This window comes from Rhizobium rosettiformans W3 (assembly GCF_004912135.1).
Lineage (GTDB): Bacteria > Pseudomonadota > Alphaproteobacteria > Rhizobiales > Rhizobiaceae > Allorhizobium > Allorhizobium rosettiformans.
This window is the reverse complement of the sequence record NZ_STGU01000006.1, coordinates 1-17,937: the sequence shown is the minus strand read 5'-3', so window position 1 is coordinate 17,937 and position 17,937 is coordinate 1. Positions and strand designations below refer to the sequence as shown.

18 protein-coding genes are annotated in these 17,937 nt (G+C 60.5%); 13 read left to right on the top strand and 5 right to left on the bottom strand.

The annotated features are described in order from the left end of the window. Positions 1-25 precede the first annotated feature (25 nt). Positions 26-625 carry a LysE/ArgO family amino acid transporter gene (locus tag FAA86_RS12190; RefSeq protein ID WP_136540923.1) on the bottom strand — a complete coding sequence of 200 codons (600 nt, stop codon included), beginning with the start codon at positions 623-625 and terminating at the stop codon, positions 26-28. An 87-nt stretch (positions 626-712) separates the two neighbouring features. Here FAA86_RS12190 and FAA86_RS12185 point away from each other — a divergent pair, with 87 nt between their 5' ends. Together FAA86_RS12185 and FAA86_RS12180 are read left to right on the top strand one after the other, a co-directional pair. Next, positions 713-1,615: a LysR family transcriptional regulator ArgP gene (locus FAA86_RS12185; protein WP_136540921.1), complete on the top strand. Its 903-nt coding sequence runs from the start codon at positions 713-715 to the stop codon at positions 1,613-1,615. A 74-nt stretch (positions 1,616-1,689) separates the two neighbouring features. Beyond that, positions 1,690-2,070 (top strand): nuclear transport factor 2 family protein, encoded by a 381-nt coding sequence (locus FAA86_RS12180; RefSeq protein WP_136540919.1) that lies wholly within the window; start codon positions 1,690-1,692, stop codon positions 2,068-2,070. A gap of 12 nt (positions 2,071-2,082) precedes the next feature. Here FAA86_RS12180 and FAA86_RS12175 read toward each other — a convergent pair whose 3' ends face one another. After that, on the bottom strand, positions 2,083-2,544 hold the full coding sequence (locus FAA86_RS12175; RefSeq protein WP_136540917.1) for a heme-degrading domain-containing protein: 462 nt from the start codon (positions 2,542-2,544) through the stop codon (positions 2,083-2,085). Positions 2,545-2,647: 103 nt separating this feature from the next. Here FAA86_RS12175 and FAA86_RS12170 point away from each other — a divergent pair, with 103 nt between their 5' ends. The 10 genes from FAA86_RS12170 to paoC all read left to right on the top strand — a co-directional run bounded on the left by FAA86_RS12170 (position 2,648) and on the right by paoC (position 9,464). After that, a complete protein-coding gene (locus tag FAA86_RS12170) occupies positions 2,648-3,064 on the top strand; it encodes a secondary thiamine-phosphate synthase enzyme YjbQ (RefSeq protein WP_136540915.1) in 417 nt (138 codons plus the stop codon). 150 nt (positions 3,065-3,214) lie between these two features. Further along, positions 3,215-3,583 carry a hypothetical protein gene (locus FAA86_RS12165; RefSeq protein WP_136540913.1) on the top strand — a complete coding sequence of 123 codons (369 nt, stop codon included), beginning with the start codon at positions 3,215-3,217 and terminating at the stop codon, positions 3,581-3,583. A gap of 264 nt (positions 3,584-3,847) precedes the next feature. Continuing rightward, positions 3,848-3,994: a hypothetical protein gene (locus FAA86_RS24595; RefSeq protein WP_162760176.1), complete on the top strand. Its 147-nt coding sequence runs from the start codon at positions 3,848-3,850 to the stop codon at positions 3,992-3,994. Beyond that, positions 3,991-4,293, top strand: coding sequence for a hypothetical protein (locus FAA86_RS12160; protein ID WP_136540911.1), 303 nt, complete (start codon positions 3,991-3,993; stop codon positions 4,291-4,293). The genes FAA86_RS24595 and FAA86_RS12160 overlap by 4 nt, the downstream gene beginning before the upstream one ends. A gap of 27 nt (positions 4,294-4,320) precedes the next feature. Further along, positions 4,321-4,638, top strand: a complete 318-nt coding sequence (locus tag FAA86_RS12155) for an ATPase inhibitor subunit zeta (RefSeq protein ID WP_136540909.1) — start codon at positions 4,321-4,323, stop codon at positions 4,636-4,638. Between the two features lie 245 nt (positions 4,639-4,883). Further along, positions 4,884-5,246 (top strand): hypothetical protein, encoded by a 363-nt coding sequence (locus FAA86_RS12150; RefSeq protein ID WP_183954670.1) that lies wholly within the window; start codon positions 4,884-4,886, stop codon positions 5,244-5,246. Positions 5,247-5,453: 207 nt separating this feature from the next. After that, positions 5,454-5,696, top strand: a complete 243-nt coding sequence (locus FAA86_RS12145) for a hypothetical protein (RefSeq protein ID WP_136540905.1) — start codon at positions 5,454-5,456, stop codon at positions 5,694-5,696. 99 nt (positions 5,697-5,795) lie between these two features. After that, the gene (gene paoA, locus FAA86_RS12140) at positions 5,796-6,314 is read left to right on the top strand and encodes an aldehyde dehydrogenase iron-sulfur subunit PaoA (protein ID WP_136540904.1); all 519 of its coding nucleotides are present in this window, start codon (positions 5,796-5,798) and stop codon (positions 6,312-6,314) included. Next, entirely contained in the window at positions 6,311-7,261 is a 951-nt protein-coding gene (locus FAA86_RS12135) for an FAD binding domain-containing protein (RefSeq protein ID WP_136540902.1), read from the top strand. Before paoA ends, FAA86_RS12135 begins: the two co-directional genes overlap by 4 nt. Before the next feature lie 4 nt (positions 7,262-7,265). Next, complete coding sequence (gene paoC, locus FAA86_RS12130) at positions 7,266-9,464, top strand: aldehyde oxidoreductase molybdenum-binding subunit PaoC (RefSeq protein WP_136540900.1); 2,199 nt, start codon at positions 7,266-7,268, stop codon at positions 9,462-9,464. Positions 9,465-9,591: 127 nt separating this feature from the next. On the opposite strand, the gene FAA86_RS12125 is transcribed toward paoC, so the two are convergent. From FAA86_RS12125 to FAA86_RS12115, 3 genes are all read right to left on the bottom strand, one after another. Continuing rightward, entirely contained in the window at positions 9,592-10,713 is a 1,122-nt protein-coding gene (locus FAA86_RS12125) for a hypothetical protein (RefSeq protein ID WP_136540898.1), read from the bottom strand. 183 nt (positions 10,714-10,896) lie between these two features. Continuing rightward, the gene (locus FAA86_RS12120) at positions 10,897-11,577 is read right to left on the bottom strand and encodes a 4'-phosphopantetheinyl transferase family protein (protein WP_136540896.1); all 681 of its coding nucleotides are present in this window, start codon (positions 11,575-11,577) and stop codon (positions 10,897-10,899) included. Further along, entirely contained in the window at positions 11,574-16,211 is a 4,638-nt protein-coding gene (locus tag FAA86_RS12115; RefSeq protein WP_136540894.1) for a MupA/Atu3671 family FMN-dependent luciferase-like monooxygenase, read from the bottom strand. Before FAA86_RS12115 ends, FAA86_RS12120 begins: the two co-directional genes overlap by 4 nt. A 371-nt stretch (positions 16,212-16,582) precedes the next feature. On the opposite strand from FAA86_RS12115, the gene FAA86_RS12110 reads away from it, so the two are divergent. Beyond that, positions 16,583-17,794, top strand: a complete 1,212-nt coding sequence (locus FAA86_RS12110) for a glycosyltransferase family 4 protein (protein ID WP_136540892.1) — start codon at positions 16,583-16,585, stop codon at positions 17,792-17,794. The last annotated feature ends 143 nt before the right edge of the window (positions 17,795-17,937 follow it).

Below are 17,937 nucleotides of genomic sequence, written 5' to 3'. Positions count from 1 at the left end.
TCGCCCAAGGGTTATCAGGACAATCTCAATTCAGCAGCTTGATGGCGATCGATGCCATGACCAGTGCGATGACTGCGTCCAGGACCCGCCAGGCCATCGGTTTCGCGAAGAGGGGTGCCAGCAGGCGGGCGCCGAAACCCAGGGTGAAGAAGAAACAGAAAGAGGCCGTCATCGCACCGAGGGCAAAAGCCACTTCGTGTCCTGCATAGCGGGTCGAAATGGAGCCCAGCAGCACCACGGTATCGAGATAGACATGAGGGTTGAGCCAGGTGAAGGCAAGGCAGGTCAGAAACGCCGTCCGCAGGCTCGTTTCATATGCTTCCCCGGCGCGCATGCTGTTGCCGCCGGTCCAGGCGGAGTGGGCGCTGCGAAGGGCGTAGGTGAGCAAGAAGGCCGCGCCGCCGTAGCGCAGGGCCGGCTCCAGCCAAGCGAGGCGGGATAGAACTGTGGCAAAGCCTGCGACGCCCGCGGCGATCAGAATGGCGTCGGAGATCGCGCAGGTCAGGACGAGAGGAAGAACGTGTTCGCGCCGAAGACCCTGGCGCAGAATGAAGGCATTCTGGGCGCCGATCGCGAGGATAAGGCTCAGGCCGAGGAAAAAGCCGGCGGTGGCGGCAGCGATCATAGTAGTCTCCTGTCGTGTGCCGCTTTGACTAACTTCAGGAGAGACATTAGAAAAGATCATATATCTTATCCTAGATAAGGACTTCTAATGTTCGATCCGGCCCAGCTTTCGGCTCTGGCTGCCGTGCTGCGCAGCGGCAGCTTCGAGCGTGCGGCGCAGATGCTGCATGTCACCCAGTCGGCGATTTCCCAGCGGGTGCGCCAGCTCGAAGAGCAGGTGGGCACGCCGCTCATCATCCGCTCCCAGCCCTGCCGCGCGACAGAGGCTGGGGAACGCCTATTTCGTCACGCGGAAGAGCTGCAGCTTCTGGAGCAGGGCGTGCGCCGCGATCTCGGGCTGGCAGGGCAAAGCGAGAATGAGACGCAGACATGGCCAACGCTTCGACTCGCGGTGAATGCCGACAGTCTGGCGACCTGGTTCGTGCCGGCCATGGCTGCAGTCGAGGGCGTCCTCTTTGATCTTGTCATCGATGACCAGGACCACAGTGCCGAGTGGCTGCAGCGCGGCGAGGTGCGGGCAGCAATCAGCGGTTCGCCTAGGGCTGTCCAGGGATGCGACTGCCGACCGCTGGGTGCGCTGCGCTATCTCGCGACAGCAAGCCCCGCCTACATCGAGCGCTGGTTCGGGGACGGCAAGGTCGCCCCTGCCGAGGTAAGGGTCGCCCCTGTCATCACCTTCAATGCCAAGGATCGTCTGCAGACGCGCTGGGCCGAGATGGCGCTCGGTACGACGGTGACCGGGCCCTCCCACTGGCTGCCGTCGAGCCATGCCTTCGTCGACGCCGCGATTGCCGGTCTTGGCTGGGGCATGAACCCCGAACCCCTGGTTTCACACGCGCTAGCCGACGGACGCCTGTGTGAGCTCGTGCCCGGGCAGCCGCTCGATGTACCGCTCTACTGGCATGTGAGTCGTTCAATCTCGGCAGCGCTCAAGCCGCTGACGGCGTCGGTGATCCGCGCTGCATCGGCTGTTCTGCGTCCGATCGGGTGACGTTCGAGGGCGGTTGTGCGCATCTTGCCGCAGGTCGCGCCGGGCCTATGTTGAAGACAAAGAAGGAGAAGCCCATGCCACTGGACGAGCAGGTACTGACCGTTATCGATGCCCTCAATCGCCACGATTTCGACGCGCTGCTTGGCGCGTTTGAAGAAGAGGCCGTGCTCGATCTGCCGGATGGCATTCGTGTGATCGGGCATTCGTCCTTCCGGGACACGCTGGCGGCCTATGTCCTACGGCATGACATCACCTTGTCCGACCACGTGATCATGGCCGACGGCGCCGGGTTCCGCGTCGCCGTCGAGTGTACCCTGAACGGCTCGGACCGGCGGGATATCGACGCTGGCGAAAACGGCGAGGCGGGACCCTATGCCCTGCCGGCGGTGATGGTGCTGGAGCGGGAGGGCGAGCGCTTTTCCCGCCTCAGCCTCTATGCCGGGACACGGCCCTGACGGAAGACGCGGTCATTTTGTCCCGAGATAGGCTTCCAGCACCGTGACGATCATGGCGTGATCCTCTTCGGATTTGAGGCCCGAAACGGTGATGGCGGCGACGACGCCCGTGCCTGCGACGCGAACCGGGAAGCTTCCGCCGTGATCGGCATAGTCCAGCGGATCAAGTCCGATTTCGGCAGAGAGTGTCCGGCCGCGACTGCGGTTGAGTTCTCCGACGCGCAGGGATGCCTTGTGCATGCGCAGCGTCACATTGCTCTTGCGACGCGCCCAGTGGTCATTGTCGGGTGAAGCGCCGGGGAGGGCTGCATGGAACAGGGTCCGGTCCGGGGTGCGGATGTCGATGACGAGAGGGGCCTTGTCGGACAGTGCCAGATCGACCAGCCGCCGGCCGATCTCGAGCGCCACCATTTCGTCGAAGCTCTTGAAAACGAGCAGGCTTTCCTGCTTCTCGATGGTTTCGATCAGGCTCATTGGTCAATCGTCCTCCCTTGTTGCGGCGAGACTATAGAGGTGAGTGGTGACTGGCTAGGGCAGAGAGTGGTTCTCCCGGACAAGCTTTGAAGGGTTTCAAGACATGGCAATGCTGCGATTGGCGATATCCACCCGGGGACAGGGGCTCTATGAGTTCACCGACGCGGCACGCGACTTCCTGCGGGGCAGCGGCGTGGACGAGGGCGTCATGACGGTCTTCGTTCGCCATACCTCCTGCTCGCTGCTGATCCAGGAGAATGCCGATCCTTCGGTGCAGACGGACCTCAAGGCCTTCTTCCGACGCCTGGTGCCGCCGACCACGGATCCGGCGATGGACTGGATCATCCACCGCGACGAGGGGCCTGACGACATGCCGGCCCATATCAAGGCTTCGCTGTTGCCCGTTTCCTTGTCCATTCCCTTTGCCGAAGGTCGGCTGCTGCTCGGAACCTGGCAGGGCATCTATCTCTTCGAACATCGCGACAGTCCGCATCGCCGCGAGGTCGTTTTCCATGTCTGACGGCTCTCTACCTCCGACGCCAAAGTGAATGCTTCCTGAATGCCGGATTCGGTCTGCATTCAGACGGTCCCTCCTATCCTCACATTAATCGCTCGAAACGGCGGGATGGGAAACGACGGCGCTGGGATGCGCCCTTCAAGGAGAGAGAAAATGTTCGGCATGCTTCGCAAAATCGGTCTTGCTGCTCTGGTCTCGGTGGTGGCGACGACAGGCCTCGCGTCCACGGCGTCTGCCGATGGTTTCGGCTGGGGCGTCTATATCGAAGGTCCGCGTCATGGCGGCCATGGCTGGGATCGCCCCGGTCACCGCCCGGGTTGGGATCGTCCCGGCTGGGATCGTCCGCGTCGGGGAGAATGCCGTCCGCACCACGCGGTCGAAAAGGCGCGCTGGAATGGCCTGCGTCGTGCCTTCGTGGCAGATGTAACGCCGCGCCGGGTTGTCGTCGCCGGTGTGCGCCATGGCGGCCGTGACCGCATGGTGTTTGCAAATGTCCGCGGCTGCCCGGTCATCCGCTACTGACGAGATGGCTGCGGCGCTGACCGGCTTTGCCCGAAGGCTTGAGCCTTGATCGCCCGTCGCCCGGGCCATGCAAGAAGGGGCAATCAAGACCCCGCTAGCATGGCCCGATCTTTTTTATATCGGCATTCCCTAATGCCTTGAAGACGCCCGAATCGATCGCCATATCGCGGTCAACCCGCTGGTCCGGGCCCCTCTGGCAAAAGCTACCGGCGCTTTTGCGATGTCGGACCGTTTCGACACCGCTGCCGGTCCAGGGACCAGTCCATGAGACGCCACCATTCCATCCAGATTTCTCCGGGGCGCTTTCCTGCGCTCGATGACGCCTGTGTGCGCCCGGGGCAGCCGAAACCGCGCCTGCAGACGCCGCGTGACATGGTCACGCTTGCCATGCGTCCGGAGGGCATCCGATGATCGCCGACTGGATTGCATCAATCTTTGCCCTCTTCGTCGTCGATCCGATCGAGGCCGATATCCGTCAGCGGCTGGAAGAGATGCGGGCGCCCGTCGAGGTGGTCACGCAGGCAGGAGACTGTCTGCGCACGACCGGCCCCTTGCTGATCGAACGCGCGACGGGCGATCTCTGGTGGGCGGGCACCACGGTGGTGTCTCTCGCGACCGGCTTTACGAGCCCGGCCGAGTTGCTCGATGCAGGAAACCCCACTTGCGCCCCGGTTGCGAGCTATCTTTTGTCTGCCGAAGCGGAAGCCTGATTGATGATTGAGGAGGAGATCCAGTCCATGCCCTTGAGTGTTGCCACCACCGCCAGCGCCGTCCATCCGCATGAGGAAGACGGACTCGGCAGTATCCGCGCCCGCCGCAACCTGCTTGCCGGATACTGGGCCGGCTCGCTGATTGGTTTTGCCGGCGACGACCTGGGCCGCTATGCGCGCGACCTGCACATGGTCGATCACGTGGTCAGCGGAGACAGTGACGTCATCTCGCGCCTTTCGCGCGATCTTGCCACCGCCGGTCACAATTTCAGCAGGGCCGATATCGAGGCTGCCCTGCGCCGCTTTCACGCGCAGGCCCTGAAGGACACCGGCTGCACGGAATAAGCGCGCCGACCGCTTCAGCCCGTTTCAGTCCACCTTGAAAGGTGCTGCCACGCTTTCTCCAAGGCGGGCGGCACCTTTTTGCGTTGTCGACGCCGGAAACTTGACGTCTCCGTCACGCACAGTTGCTCCCGCCGGACGTCAATTCCATCAGTCTCGGCGCATATGCGTTGTTTCCGCCGCGCAACGCGCTACACTCCCACCTGTCAGTATGAACACGCTCGGGGAGGAGCAATTCTATGAGACGCATGTGGCCGGAGGAACTGAGCGCAATTCTCGATGATGCGGAAGAGGTCACGCTGGAAAGCCCTGGGCGACAGCGCGACGACGGCACCCATAGTGAAGCCATCCGTCGGCAGGCGTTGAAGGTGCGGATGACGCAGGCCGATTTCGAGCGCGTCTGGCCGCTCGCCGAGGCGCGGTACCGGCTGCAGGGCCGGTTCGCCGGCAAGGCCATCACCCTGATCGTGAACAATCCCCATTATGGCCCCTGGCACCCGGCCGACGGCGGTACGGTCGACAACGTCTCGGACAGCGGCAGGGCTTATTCGACGCGTTATGTCGTGGCCCATTTCCTGCTCGACGATGTTCGTGAGACGGTCGATGCCTGATTGATACGTGGCGGGCAGGCCTCCGCTTACCTTGGCCAGCCCGCCACCTATTGAACCCTGGCGTTTGTTTCAAACCCAGTTTCAATGTCACGCTCCGAGGAGAGCGTGGCCTTCCGACGCGGCTAACTGCCCGCCGGACGCGGACTGCTCATTCTCTCGGAACAATCTCGTGCCTTCTGCCCTTTCCCGACATCGGGAGGCGCATGAATGCTAGGTAGCGATATTGTCAAAGAAGATGTGGCCGAGTTCGTCTCACGGCTCGAGCCGATGACCGATGACGAGGTTTTCGCCGTCATGAAGCAACTCGAGGACCGCAGCGAAGCGGGGCAGGGCGACACGGACGAGATCCTGTCGCGGATTGCCCTTGTCGAGGAGGAGCTCGATCGGCGCTTTCCCGGTCAATTGCTTGCCCCTTATCTCACCTGGAAGAAAAGCCGATCCACGATTTGACAGTCGCCAAGTCCCGGTCAGACTGGCTTTCGCGCTTACGACCATCCCATTCTCCATAGCCTTCCGTCCCAGCCGGCCCCTCAGACACCAGGACATCCCATGAGTTACACAACCAAGCTTTCCCTGACGGTCAACGGTCAGTCCCACGACTTCGACGTTGACAACAGGACGAGCCTGCTCGACCTGCTGCGCGAGCATCTTCATCTCACCGGCACGAAAAAAGGCTGCGATCACGGTCAATGCGGTGCCTGTACCGTTATCGTCGACGGCCGGCGCGTCAATTCCTGCCTGACACTGGCGGTGATGCATGACGGCGACAAGGTGACGACGATCGAGGGACTGGGAGAGCCTGGCGACCTTCACCCGATGCAGGCGGCCTTCGTCAAGCATGACGGCTTCCAGTGCGGTTACTGCACCCCGGGGCAGATCTGTTCCTCCGTCGCCGTGCTCGAGGAGATCGCGGCCGACATTCCAAGCCACGTGACGGACGATCTGACCGCAAAGGCGGCGCTCACCGTCGACGAAATCCGTGAACGCATGAGCGGCAATATCTGTCGTTGCGGTGCCTATTCCAACATCATCGATGCCATCACCGAAGTGGCGGGAACACGCGCATGAAAGCCTTTACCTTTGAACGCGCCACCTCGATCGAGGCGGCCGCACGCGTCGCTGCGTCCAATCCGGATGCCAAATTCATTGCCGGTGGCACCAATCTTCTCGACCTGATGAAGCTCGAGATCGAGACACCGACGCATCTGATCGACGTCAACGATCTCGGTCTTGCCGAGATCGAACAGACGGAGGAGGGCGGTCTGCGGATCGGCGCCATGGTGCGCAATACGGATCTCGCCGCCCATGAGGCGGTGCGCCTTAATTATCCGCTGCTCGCACGCGCGCTCCTGGCTGGCGCCTCCGGGCAGTTGCGCAACAAGGCGACCACGGCCGGCAACCTCTTGCAGCGGACCCGCTGTCCCTATTTTTACGACACGAACCAGCCCTGCAACAAGCGTCAGCCGGGAAGCGGCTGTTCCGCGATCGGCGGCTTTAGCCGACAACATGCTGTGATTGGTGTGAGTGATGCCTGCATTGCCACCCATCCGAGCGATATGGCGGTTGCCATGCGGGCTCTCGATGCGGTCGTCGAAACCATGACGGCCGATGGCGACCGCCGCATGATCCCGATCGAAGAGTTTCATCTTCTGCCGGGTGATACGCCGCAGATCGAGACCGTGCTGAGAAAGGGCGAGATCATCACCGCAGTGATCCTCCCGCCTCCCATCGGCGGCCGGCAGATCTACCGCAAGGTGCGCGATCGCGCGTCCTATGCCTTCGCGCTCGTATCCGTCGCAGCCGTCATCCTGCCCGACGGCACCGGCCGGGTGGCTCTCGGTGGCGTGGCGCACAAGCCTTGGAGGGTGGAGGAGGCGGAAGCCCATCTGCCTGAAGGGGCTCGCGCCACGGCGTCTGTGTTGCTGGCAGAGGCACGACCGACGGAGCAGAACCGATACAAACTCGATCTGGTGGAGCGCACTCTTGGCGCCGTGATCGCCGAGGCAAGGGGATAAGGCCATGAAGTTCGACAAACCCGCATCCACCAATCCGATCGACACGCTCAAGGTCGTTGGCCGACCGACGCATCGCATCGACGGCGCGCTGAAGACGAGCGGCCGAGCGACCTATGCCTATGAACATTACGAGCCGTCCCTGCGCTATGCTTACGGTTATCCCGTCGGCGCGGCGATCTCCAAGGGGCTCATTGCCTCCATGAATGTCGATGAGGCAAAGAGCGCGCCCGGCGTCATGGCCGTCGTGACGATGCTCGACGTCGGCGACCGCGAGAAGGGCGAATACAACACCGCAAAGCTCTTCGGCGGAGCGGAGGTCCAGCATTACCATCAGGCGATTGCGCTTGTAGTGGCCGAGACCTTCGAGCAGGCGAGGGCCGCTGCAGCACTCGTTAAGGTCGAGTATGAGGAGCAGGCCGGCGCCTATGATCTGACCGAGGGGATGAAAACCGCTGAGAAGCCAAGCGAAGACGATGAGCCGGACAGTGGCCATGGCGACTTCGACAAGGGTTTTTCCGAGGCCGAGGTGACGATCGACGCCTACTATACCACACCTGACCAGTCGCATGCGGCCATGGAGCCGCATGCCTCGATCGGTCTTTGGGAGGGCGATCAGCTCAAGATCTGGACCTCGAGCCAGATGATCGACTGGTGGCGCGGGGATCTCGCGACCTTCCTCGACATGGACAAGGAAAAGATCCACCTGATGTCGCCCTATATCGGTGGCGGCTTCGGCGGCAAACTCTTCCTGCGGGCCGATGCGGTTCTCGCCGCACTCGGCGCGAAGGCGGCGGGATGCGCCGTCAAGGTGGCGCTGCCGCGGCCGCTGATCATGAACAACACGACGCACCGCCCGGCGACGATCCAGCGGATCCGGATCGGCACCACTGCAGCCGGCAAGATCCAGGCCATCGCACATGAAAGCTGGTCGGGCGACTTGCCCGGTGGCAAGCCGGAAACGGCGGTGAACCAGACCCGTCTCCTCTATGCCGGTGAGCACCGGATGACAGCCATGCGTCTTGCAACCCTTAACCTTGCGGAAGGCAATGCCATGCGCGCGCCCGGCGAGGCTCCGGGCATGATGGCGCTCGAAATCGCTGTCGACGAGATGGCAGAGAAGGTCGGTATCGACCCGGTGGAATTCCGGATCATCAACGACACGCAGGTCGATCCCGAGCATCCCGAGCGGCCCTTTTCCCATCGCGATCTAGTCGGCTGTCTGAGGCTCGGCGCCGAGCGCTTCGGCTGGGGCGATCGCGGCGCGCCTGCGACACGGCGTGAAGGAAACTGGCTGATCGGAACCGGCGTCGCCGCCGCATTTCGCAACAACCTGCTGGTACCCTCCGGGGCACGCGTGCGCCTCGAAAAGGATGGCCGCGTGACCGTCGAGACCGACATGACCGATATCGGCACGGGCAGCTACACCATCATTGCGCAGACAGCGGCAGAGATGATGGGGTTGAGTGTCGACGATGTCGATGTCCGCTTGGGCGATTCCCGCTTTCCGATTTCCGCCGGTTCCGGCGGTCAGTTCGGTGCTAATTGCTCGACAGCCGGCGTCTATGCGGCTTGCGTGAAGCTGCGCGAAGCGGTCGCGCAGACGCTCGGCTTCAATTCCGACGAGGTGGTCTTTGAAGACGGCAAGGTGCGGGCGGGCAATCGCTCGGTCGCTCTGTCGGAGGCGGCCGCTGCCGAGGAATTGGTGGGTGAAGACACGATGGAATGGGGCGACCTTTCCAAGACCTACCAGCAGTCGACGTTCGGGGCGCATTTCGTCGAAGTCGGTGTCGACGTCTACACCGGCGAAACCCGGGTGCGCCGCATGCTGGCGGTCTGTGCCGCTGGCCGTATCCTCAACCCGATCACGGCGCGCAGCCAGGTCATCGGCGCCATGACCATGGGGGTGGGCGCGGCGCTTTCGGAGGAACTGGCCGTCGATACCAAGCGCGGCTTCTTCGTCAATCATGATCTTGCCGGCTATGAGGTCGCGGTTCATGCCGACATCCCGCACCAGGAGGTCATCTTCCTCGACGAGACCGATCCCATGTCGTCGCCGATGAAGGCGAAGGGCGTTGGCGAACTTGGCCTCTGCGGCGTGCCGGCGGCCATTGCAAACGCGATCTACAACGCGACCGGCGTGCGGGTGCGCGATTATCCGGTCACGCTGGACAAGCTGATCGGCGGTTTGCCGGAGGTGGCATAAGCGGAGGCGTCACGTTACGAGCGTCGTGGTTCTTGAGCGGCTGGGGCGGACTATTTCAGGTCCGCCCGGTTCTTGTTTTACCCACAAGCTCCGAACGATTATGCGGGCCGCCACGCAATATCGTGGTCTAAGATGCCTGGGCGAAACGGAGAAAGTCGATCATACGCCGGAGTTTGGCGCGAACGAAACCCATCTCGGAGCGATTGTAGGTTTTTTCGATATAGCCCGTGTAGTGGGACGCGAAGGCCCAGCCGACGGTCCGGCCGCACTCTGCGCCGAAGGTTGGTTCCTTACGACGGATCTCATCTACGAAGTTGGCTGCAAACTTCTGTACCGTCCTAGCTTGATCAGCCGGGACGTTGTCCGGAGGTTGCTCTGATGGCAGGCCGCCATAGAGTACGGCAGCTGTCACGGCAGCCACGAAGCGAGAGCCGAGTGGCGTAAGATGGACCCTGTCAGAAAACAGTGTATCGGTGAGATCGCTTCCTCTCCGTCCCTCAAATCCAGGCTGGTCCGGGTTATCTTTGAGGTGTTCTACCAATTCCGCGAGCGCCAAGGACGCCGGGATCATCCGTATTGCTCGGTTTCCACCGACCTCAATGCCCTGATTTACATCGGCGACAATGCATTTCCACACCGGCCATGCCGCGCGCTCGTAAGCGATCCATTCCGTAGGGTCGTCTTTATCTGAAAGGTCGATCCAGGGAGTGAAAAACAAGACGTCTGCCTGAGGATTGAGCGTGGTGAAGGCATCCCGATACGCTCTTAGATATTGCTTCGTCCCCTGCCAGACGAGGGAGTCCAGGACGCGATGCTGCTCGGTAATCAACAGAGCTTCAAACCGGTCTCCGTTCTCGACAGCCGATTTCAAGATTGCTTGGACATCCGCTGGGCTGCCGTCGGCGCGTTGACCGTGTTCAAAGCCGGACCACCGCCTTGATGGGTCCTGGCCAAGGGAGCGGTCCCTGATCGAGGAGCCGTCAGCAAGCTGCCCCTCCCACGAAGTCGCCAATCCGGAGGCCGCTGCTATCTCCTGAAGGTCGTTCAGCATCGTGCGTGACGTGAGACTGTGACCGGAAACGAATATCCTCTGCTTGCCGGCCATTTCTCTCGGATCGGGCAAGGTCGCGTACATGCGAGTTCTCTCTTCTGTCGGGGCTATGGAAAGCCATGTCACGAACATCAGGCCAGCCGCGAACGCCACCATGCCGACGCCTGCGAGCACGAGGCGGCTGCGAAACGTAATCACTCTCATTTCCCCAGCAATCCCTCACAGCGCCGGCTGAACTGACGTCTGGTCATCGATTTCTCCATGGCGAAGGCGATGTGCTCGATCTGGCTGTCCGTTGAAAGAAACACGCCGTCAACGCATCTGCCGCGTTTAGGAGCCAGGATTGAGCCCTGCGGTGGAACGATGCTGTTGTCATCCGCTCTATGCATGCGGGCCCTCTGCCACTGGTACGGTCACACCGGTGACAATGCAGCCATGGGCGAAGGCTATGCGCCCTTCAAGGATAGATCCTCTGCTGAATGGCCCGACATCGCGCTGAAAACTCGCCTGAAAGCACCGTTCGGATAGTGTGATCTCGATGTCCAGAAACTCCAGCATCTCCCCCGTCAGGGGATACTGGCATTTGTAAACGGCTTCTTTGGCACTGAACAGGATACGAGCCGCTAGAAGGTACTGGTCAGCTGGTTGGTCTTCCAGTGCTGCTCGCTCACGGGGTGAGCAGATTGTATCGAGAAGATCAGACGGCAGATCCTCGGCGGGTTCGACGTCCACGCCGATCGCATCACAGGTCTCTCCTTTGCGAGCGACCGCAGCGATGCAAAACGAACTGCAATGGCTGATGCTTCCGATTAGATGGGCTGGCCAGATGGGTGATCGATCTGAAGCTGCCGGTATTGCGACCGACGGTTCATCCAGCATTTCCATGGCTTGCCTCGCACAGGCCCGAGCTGCGTGGAATTCGCGCTTGCGGCTTTCGACCGCGCGTTCCACGTATCTCAGTTCCTGGGGGTGCGCCCTGATGCTTGCTGAGCGCGGGTCCGTATAGGCCAGCGCCACGCCCGGACCGAGAAACTGCACCAGAGTGTCGTTCTCGGCTATCATGTCCGCAATCTGGCGAGCGCCGCCCGTCTGTCACCCAATGCCGCGCGACGCGCTGCGGCTCTGTCTGCGACTTGGTTCAGCCGTTCGTCCGCCTTTCCGCGGTCGGCAAGATGGGCTGCCAGCGCTCCGACCGTTGGGAAGCGAAACACGTCCGTGATCGTGAGGTCCGGTGCGATGCTCGCCTTCAGATCCCGGTGCAATTGCACAGCGAGGAGAGAATGGCCGCCAAGCGCAAAGAAGTTGTCGTTCAAGCCGACCCGATCAAGGCCGAGCGTGCGGCGATAGGCTTCTGCAAGGTCTCGCTCCAGCGTGTTTTCCGGCGCAACGAAGACTTCGCTTGGTACAGGTTTCCTCGCCTCCTCGGGCTTCGGAAGCGCCTTTCGGTCGACTTTGGCGTTCGGCGTCATCGGGAATGCGTCCAGCACCACGAAGTGGGCCGGTACCATGTAATCCGGAAGCTTCTCCGATAGGTGTCGACGCAGACCTTCTTCATCGACCCCCGACTGGCTCACGCGCAGATATGCGACGATCCGGACGTCGTCCGCACGATCTTCTCTCGCGACAACGACACATTCAGCCACGCCGGGGAAGGTCGAGATCAGGGTCTCGATCTCGCCAAGCTCGATCCGATAGCCTCGGACCTTCACCTGGTGGTCGGCACGACCCAGGAATTTGAGGGTTCCGTTCTGGCTACGGCATGTCAGATCGCCGGTGCGGTACATGCGCCCGGGAGCAAACGGGTTTGGCAGGAACCGCTCGCGAGTTAGATCCTCGCGATGCAGATAGCCGCGGGTCACCCCGTGCCCGCCGATATAGAGTTCACCGGGCTGGCCAGGTGCCGTCAGACGGCCATATTGGTCCAGCACATAAAGCTGCGTGTTGGCGATCGGCTCACCGAGCGGCACGACGCTGTGCGACATGTCGGCAGTCATGGTTGACGACCAGATGGTTGTCTCCGTCGGGCCATACATGTTGGTGACGGTCGCGGCGGTGACCGACCTGATCTCCTGCAGGAGCGAGCCAGTCAGCGCCTCTCCGCCGACGAAGAGGTGATAAATCCGGGACAAAGCTGCCCTGTCGGCGTCGTTGACCAGAAACATGCGGATCATGGACGGCGTGCATTGAAGATGCGTCACACCATGACGAAGTACGTCTTCGTGAAAACTCAGAGCCTCGGGTTCGGTCTCAGCGATAGGACGTGACGCCGCACGCGCTTGTGCCACAACTCCGGCTAGCGGCTTGAGGCGCTCCAAGACCAGCGCGGAGGGAACGCCGAAATCGATGAGGCAGGCAATCTCGTCTACGCCGATATCTATGAGCTGGCTGATGCGAGCCATGGCATCATCGGGCGTGCCGAAGAGCCCACTGTCCTCGAAGTAACGCAGAAACGCGAACTCCAGGATGCTGTCCAACTCATCAGCGTCGAGTGTCTGAAGATCGATGTCGTGGGCAGCCGTCGCGCCCACCGGCTTCTTGAAGGCTGGGAACGCCCAAGCGTATTGTTTGATCAGTGCGGCGGCACTCTGCAGGTAAGCCTTCATCGGCCCGCGGGCCGCTTCTCTTACTTCCTCCCGGTTGTCGCCGAGGAGGGTGTGCAGCATGAGTGTCACCTTGTAGTCGCTCGGCGAGCGGCCGCATTCGACCAGCGTGTCCCGGTAAATCTTGATTTTTGAAGCCAGTTCGTCAATCGACTGGCCAAGCAGGTGGGTTAGCACATGCGTACCGGCCCTTGCGGCTTCCCGATAGGTTTCGGGATTGCCGGCCGTCGTCAGCCAGACAGGTAGTTCCGCCTGCAGCGGCCGCGGCTGTGTTGTGACACCGACCTTGCCATTGCCCAGATCAAACTCTATCCGCTCGCCCCTCCAGAGTTGGCGGACTGTTTCAATGCCTTGCATCAGCGCCATTTTGTTGTTCGGCGGGACATTTTCCGGGCGGAGAACGAAGTCCTCCGGCATCCACCCCGATGCAAATGCGAGGGCAACCCGACCATTGCTCAGATTGTCGATTACGGCCCATTCTTCCGCAATCCGGATCGGATGATGAAGTGGAAGGACGCAGCTGCCCGCTCTGATCGACAGGTTCTTGGTAACCGTCGCGACGGCGGCTCCGGTTATGGCCGGGTTCGGGTAGGGCCCGCCAAACGCGTGGAAGTGTCGTTCCGGTGTCCAGATGGATTGAAAGCCGTTGTTGTCGGCGAATTTGGCTCCCTCCAGAAGCAAATGATACTTGGCGGGTCCTGCGCCGTCGTCATTGCCCCAATAAAAAAGGCCGAAGTCCATAGGCCTTGAGCCTGGCGAACGGCTTGCGCCTGCCGCTGTCTGATTGGGCTTGTTTTGTGTGGAGTGTATGACGACCTTGAAACCTCGTGCCAGAGTCCAGAACAACTCAAGCACCGAGATGTCGAACGACAGGCTGGTGACAGCAAGCCAGACCGGTTGGCTATTGCGATCATAGTTGATGCGCTCGTCCATGCCGACGAAGAAATTTGCCACGTTTCTGTGCTCAACCATCACGCCCTTCGGGCGGCCCGTGGAGCCGGACGTGTAGATTACGTAAGCAAGGTTCTCACCCGAAACCTCCACGACTGGCTTGACCGCGTCATGGGCTGGCGCGAGCAAGTCTTCGACGAAAACGGTTTGCGCACCGGCCTCATAAAGGGCTTCGGCGGTCATTCGACTGGATAGTATGATCTGTGAAAGGCTATCCTTGACCATGAAGGACAGGCGGTCGGCGGGAAAGTTTGGATCAAGCGGAAGATAGGCCCCGCCCGCCTTCTGAATGGCCAGGGCAGCCACCACGAGATTTGTGCAGCGCGGAACGTTGAGCCCGACGATCATATCGCGCCGGACGCCCATTTTCACAAGGGCTTGGGCAACGCGGTTGGCACGCTCGTCCAATTCGCGGTAGCTGATCTGCTCGTCGCGCCACGCGATTGCGATTGCATCCGGCGTTGCCGCGGCCTGCTGTTCGAACAGCGTATGCATGCATATCTCTGGATCGAATGGCCTTTCGCTGTCGTTCCAGACATTCTGAACGACATCCAACTCATCGTCCGCCATCAGCGCCACTTCGGCGACTGGAGTGTCATCGATTGCAAAAGCATTGGCGACCAATTTGATGCGCCGACCATAGTCAGTGGCCAGATCCGGAGCGAGCCTGGCCTCATCGATCACCAGGGAGATACTCCCATCGGTCTCATCGATGACAAAGGTCATGGCGCATCCTTCCAGGCCTTTGCCGTCGACCGGATGCTTGCCGTCAATGAGCCCAACGCTTAAGTCAGCGTGCTTGAGACCGGGATGCCTGAGATAAAGGTCCGCAAGGTAACTCCCTCGATCTCGAAGCTTCGCAATGCTCTCTGCCACTTTCTGCTGTGTCGTCGCTGCTGTGTCAGCTGGAGCCAGCTGGATAAGCAGCGGAACGGCGTCTGCAAAATAACCCGGGAATCTGCTTGTCAGCTCTGCGATTTCGGGTCCAGCATAGGCGATATCGAACCGGTCCTGTCCCGACATACGCGCCAGGAAAGCCACTATGGCAGCAATTCGCTTGTCATGCGGAATATCGGACGGGAATGCAATCGGGATCGTCTTGAGTCGCGCTTCACTCGACGGTCGATCCACGACATCAAACAGGTTGACGTCTTCGACCGCCGACAAACTCTCGACAAAATAATCCTCATGCCTGACCCATTTGCCGACAGCTGCCGTCAGGTTTTCGATTTCCCCTTCGGAAAGAAGCGCAATGCGGTCTCCCGGACGCACACGGTCTGAGAGCTTCTGATCCGTTTGCCGCCCATGCTTTACGGCATCAACAAGAATGCAGCCCCGACCGGTAGCAAGTCTCACACCATCGGCGTCAACCGCCAGGACAAGGCCGGGCTCCGCGGAAGCCTCTTCGGAGTCGCAAATCGTAAGGCTGCGGACGACAAAGACTGCATCCTCGTGCCGTATCTTTGGGCAGACAAGGCGGTTGGTGTAGCCCGTCCCGAAATGAAGGCCGCGAAACAGATTAGAGAGTTGCTCTGCCGGGCGATCAAGAAGAACCGTGCCGGCAGCAGCTGGCCGTTGGTTCTTTGCGTAGTAGGTGCGTTCTGACAGATCCTGATTGATGCGTCGCAGGGAATTTCCGTCGATCGCTTCAAGCAGCGCCGAGAAAGACTCCATGCCGGCCGCAAAGCACTTCGTATTGACACTCAAGCTCGTATCGTCAGCGTCAATATCGAAATGGGCCTGCATCAGGATGCGGCCCTCGTCGACGCCCTCGCTGATTTCGTGCCACGTTACGCCGAAACGCTTTTGGCCCTCCATGACTGCCCAGGCCGGCGCGTTCAGGCCGGCATAACGGGGCAGGGGGCCGTCATGGAAATTGATCGCTCCAATACGGGCCTTTCGCCATATTGTTGAAGGGATCATCCGAAGGTTCGCAATGCTGAACAGATAATCGTAGTCTATCGACTCTACTTCCGCCTCGAGACTCTCGTCCCACTTCATCGTTCGTATCTTGTGCGACAAAGCCCAGCTTCTGACCGCGTCGTTTGACGTAATGACCGCAGCAATCACGTGTTTTCGGTCGAGTATGAGTTGTCCGCATTGGATTAGGAGGGATTCATTGCCGATCAACAGGCATTTAAACATCCAGAACTCTCTCCTGCCTATCGTCCGTCACTCGGACACGCCTATACCTACGCATGCCCCTTCCATCTCTATAGCATCAGCATCGCCCCGGTGGCTGCTACCGGAAATAGAGGTGCAAGCAACAACCTGACCGAAAATGGCTGTTAAATCAATTGTTAACTGCAGATCTGCAACCATGGTCTTCTAAGACCTCTGCATGATCCATTTTAAGGCATGTATTATTTGGTGAAGCCGTCCTTTACTCACCGGGTCGAGCGTAGTCATCTGTTCTAGGGAGGCGCGGCAGTGTTTCGCCGTCAGTCTGCTGGAATGATCCGATCAGCACCGTCGATTTGGTGGTGTCGTAATGCCGGTACTTGGCGAGGGCTGTGGTGAATATTGGTTACTTCCTCAACACCTATCCGGTGCCGAGTGCGACTTTCATCAGGCGTGAAATCGAGGCGATCGAAGCCCGTGGACAGGTCGTGTTCCGGTTTGCGGCACGAAGTTTCGCGAACGTCCTAGTCGATGACAGAGACATCCTGGAAGCTTCGAGAACAGTCTACCTCCTGCAACGAGGCAAACTTGAGCTCCTCAAGGCTTTTTGCCGCGTGGCTTTCCGGAATCCGCGAGGGGTCGGGCGTGCGCTCATTGCATCGCTCAAACTTCTTCGACAGGGGAAGACGGGGATTGTGCGACACGCGGCTTATCTCATGCAAGCGGCCGCTCTTCTTGAAGAAGCACGCAATGCCAAGATCGAGCATTTTCACGCCCATTACGGAACGAACCCGGCGACCGTCGTGATGCTGTCGCATCTGATGGGTGGGCCGCGATACAGCTTCACGGCGCACGGTCCCGACGAGTTCTTGAACGAAACCGCCGCTAATTTCGGGCTGAAGATCCAGAATGCAAGCTTCGCCGTTGCCATATCAGAGTACTGCCGGACCTTGTTGGCAGACCGATGCTTGGCCCCGCGCGATCATGGCAAGATCGTCATCGCACGCTGCGGTCTCAATCTCGATGAGTTTCAAGCATCCCAGCCAACGGCGCCAAACAATCAAACTCTGGTCTGTGTGGGACGGCTTTGTCCACAGAAGGGGCAGGTCCACATCCCTGCGGCCGTGGCTGCGCTCAAGGGCGAGTTTCCTGATCTGCGGGTCCTGCTCGTTGGAGACGGCGAAAGTCGCCATGAGATCGAGGTAGAAGTCGCACGCTACGGGCTGGACGGAGGTAATTCCGTTGTCTTCCTGGGATGGGCGGCGAATGCGGACGTGAGACGCTTGATCAGTGAAAGCCGCGCCCTTTTGCTGCCGAGCTACCATGAAGGCTTGCCGATCGTCTTGATGGAGGCTTTGGCTCTGGCTCGTCCGGTTATCACGACCAAAATCACCGCCATTCCCGAACTGGTTGATCCGAGTTGCGGCTGGCTCGTTTCCCCCGGTAACCACGATGAGCTTGTCGCTGCCATGCGCTCGGCGCTTCTTGCCTCACCGGAAGACCTGCTCAAGATGGGACTTGCTGGCCAACAGCGTGTCGCGCTCATGCATGATATACGTGATCTTGCAGAAGCACTGCACCGAAACTTCGAAGCTGCCGTTCGCTGATCAAAACACTTCCTTCCCACCAAGGACCATCCGCTTCCTCTTTTAGTCCCGCTCCCGGAAACCCGGCTGACGAAAGAATACTGATGTCATCCATTTCAGAGAAACGACTTTTCAACGGTGTATTGTGGACTGCGGGGACATTC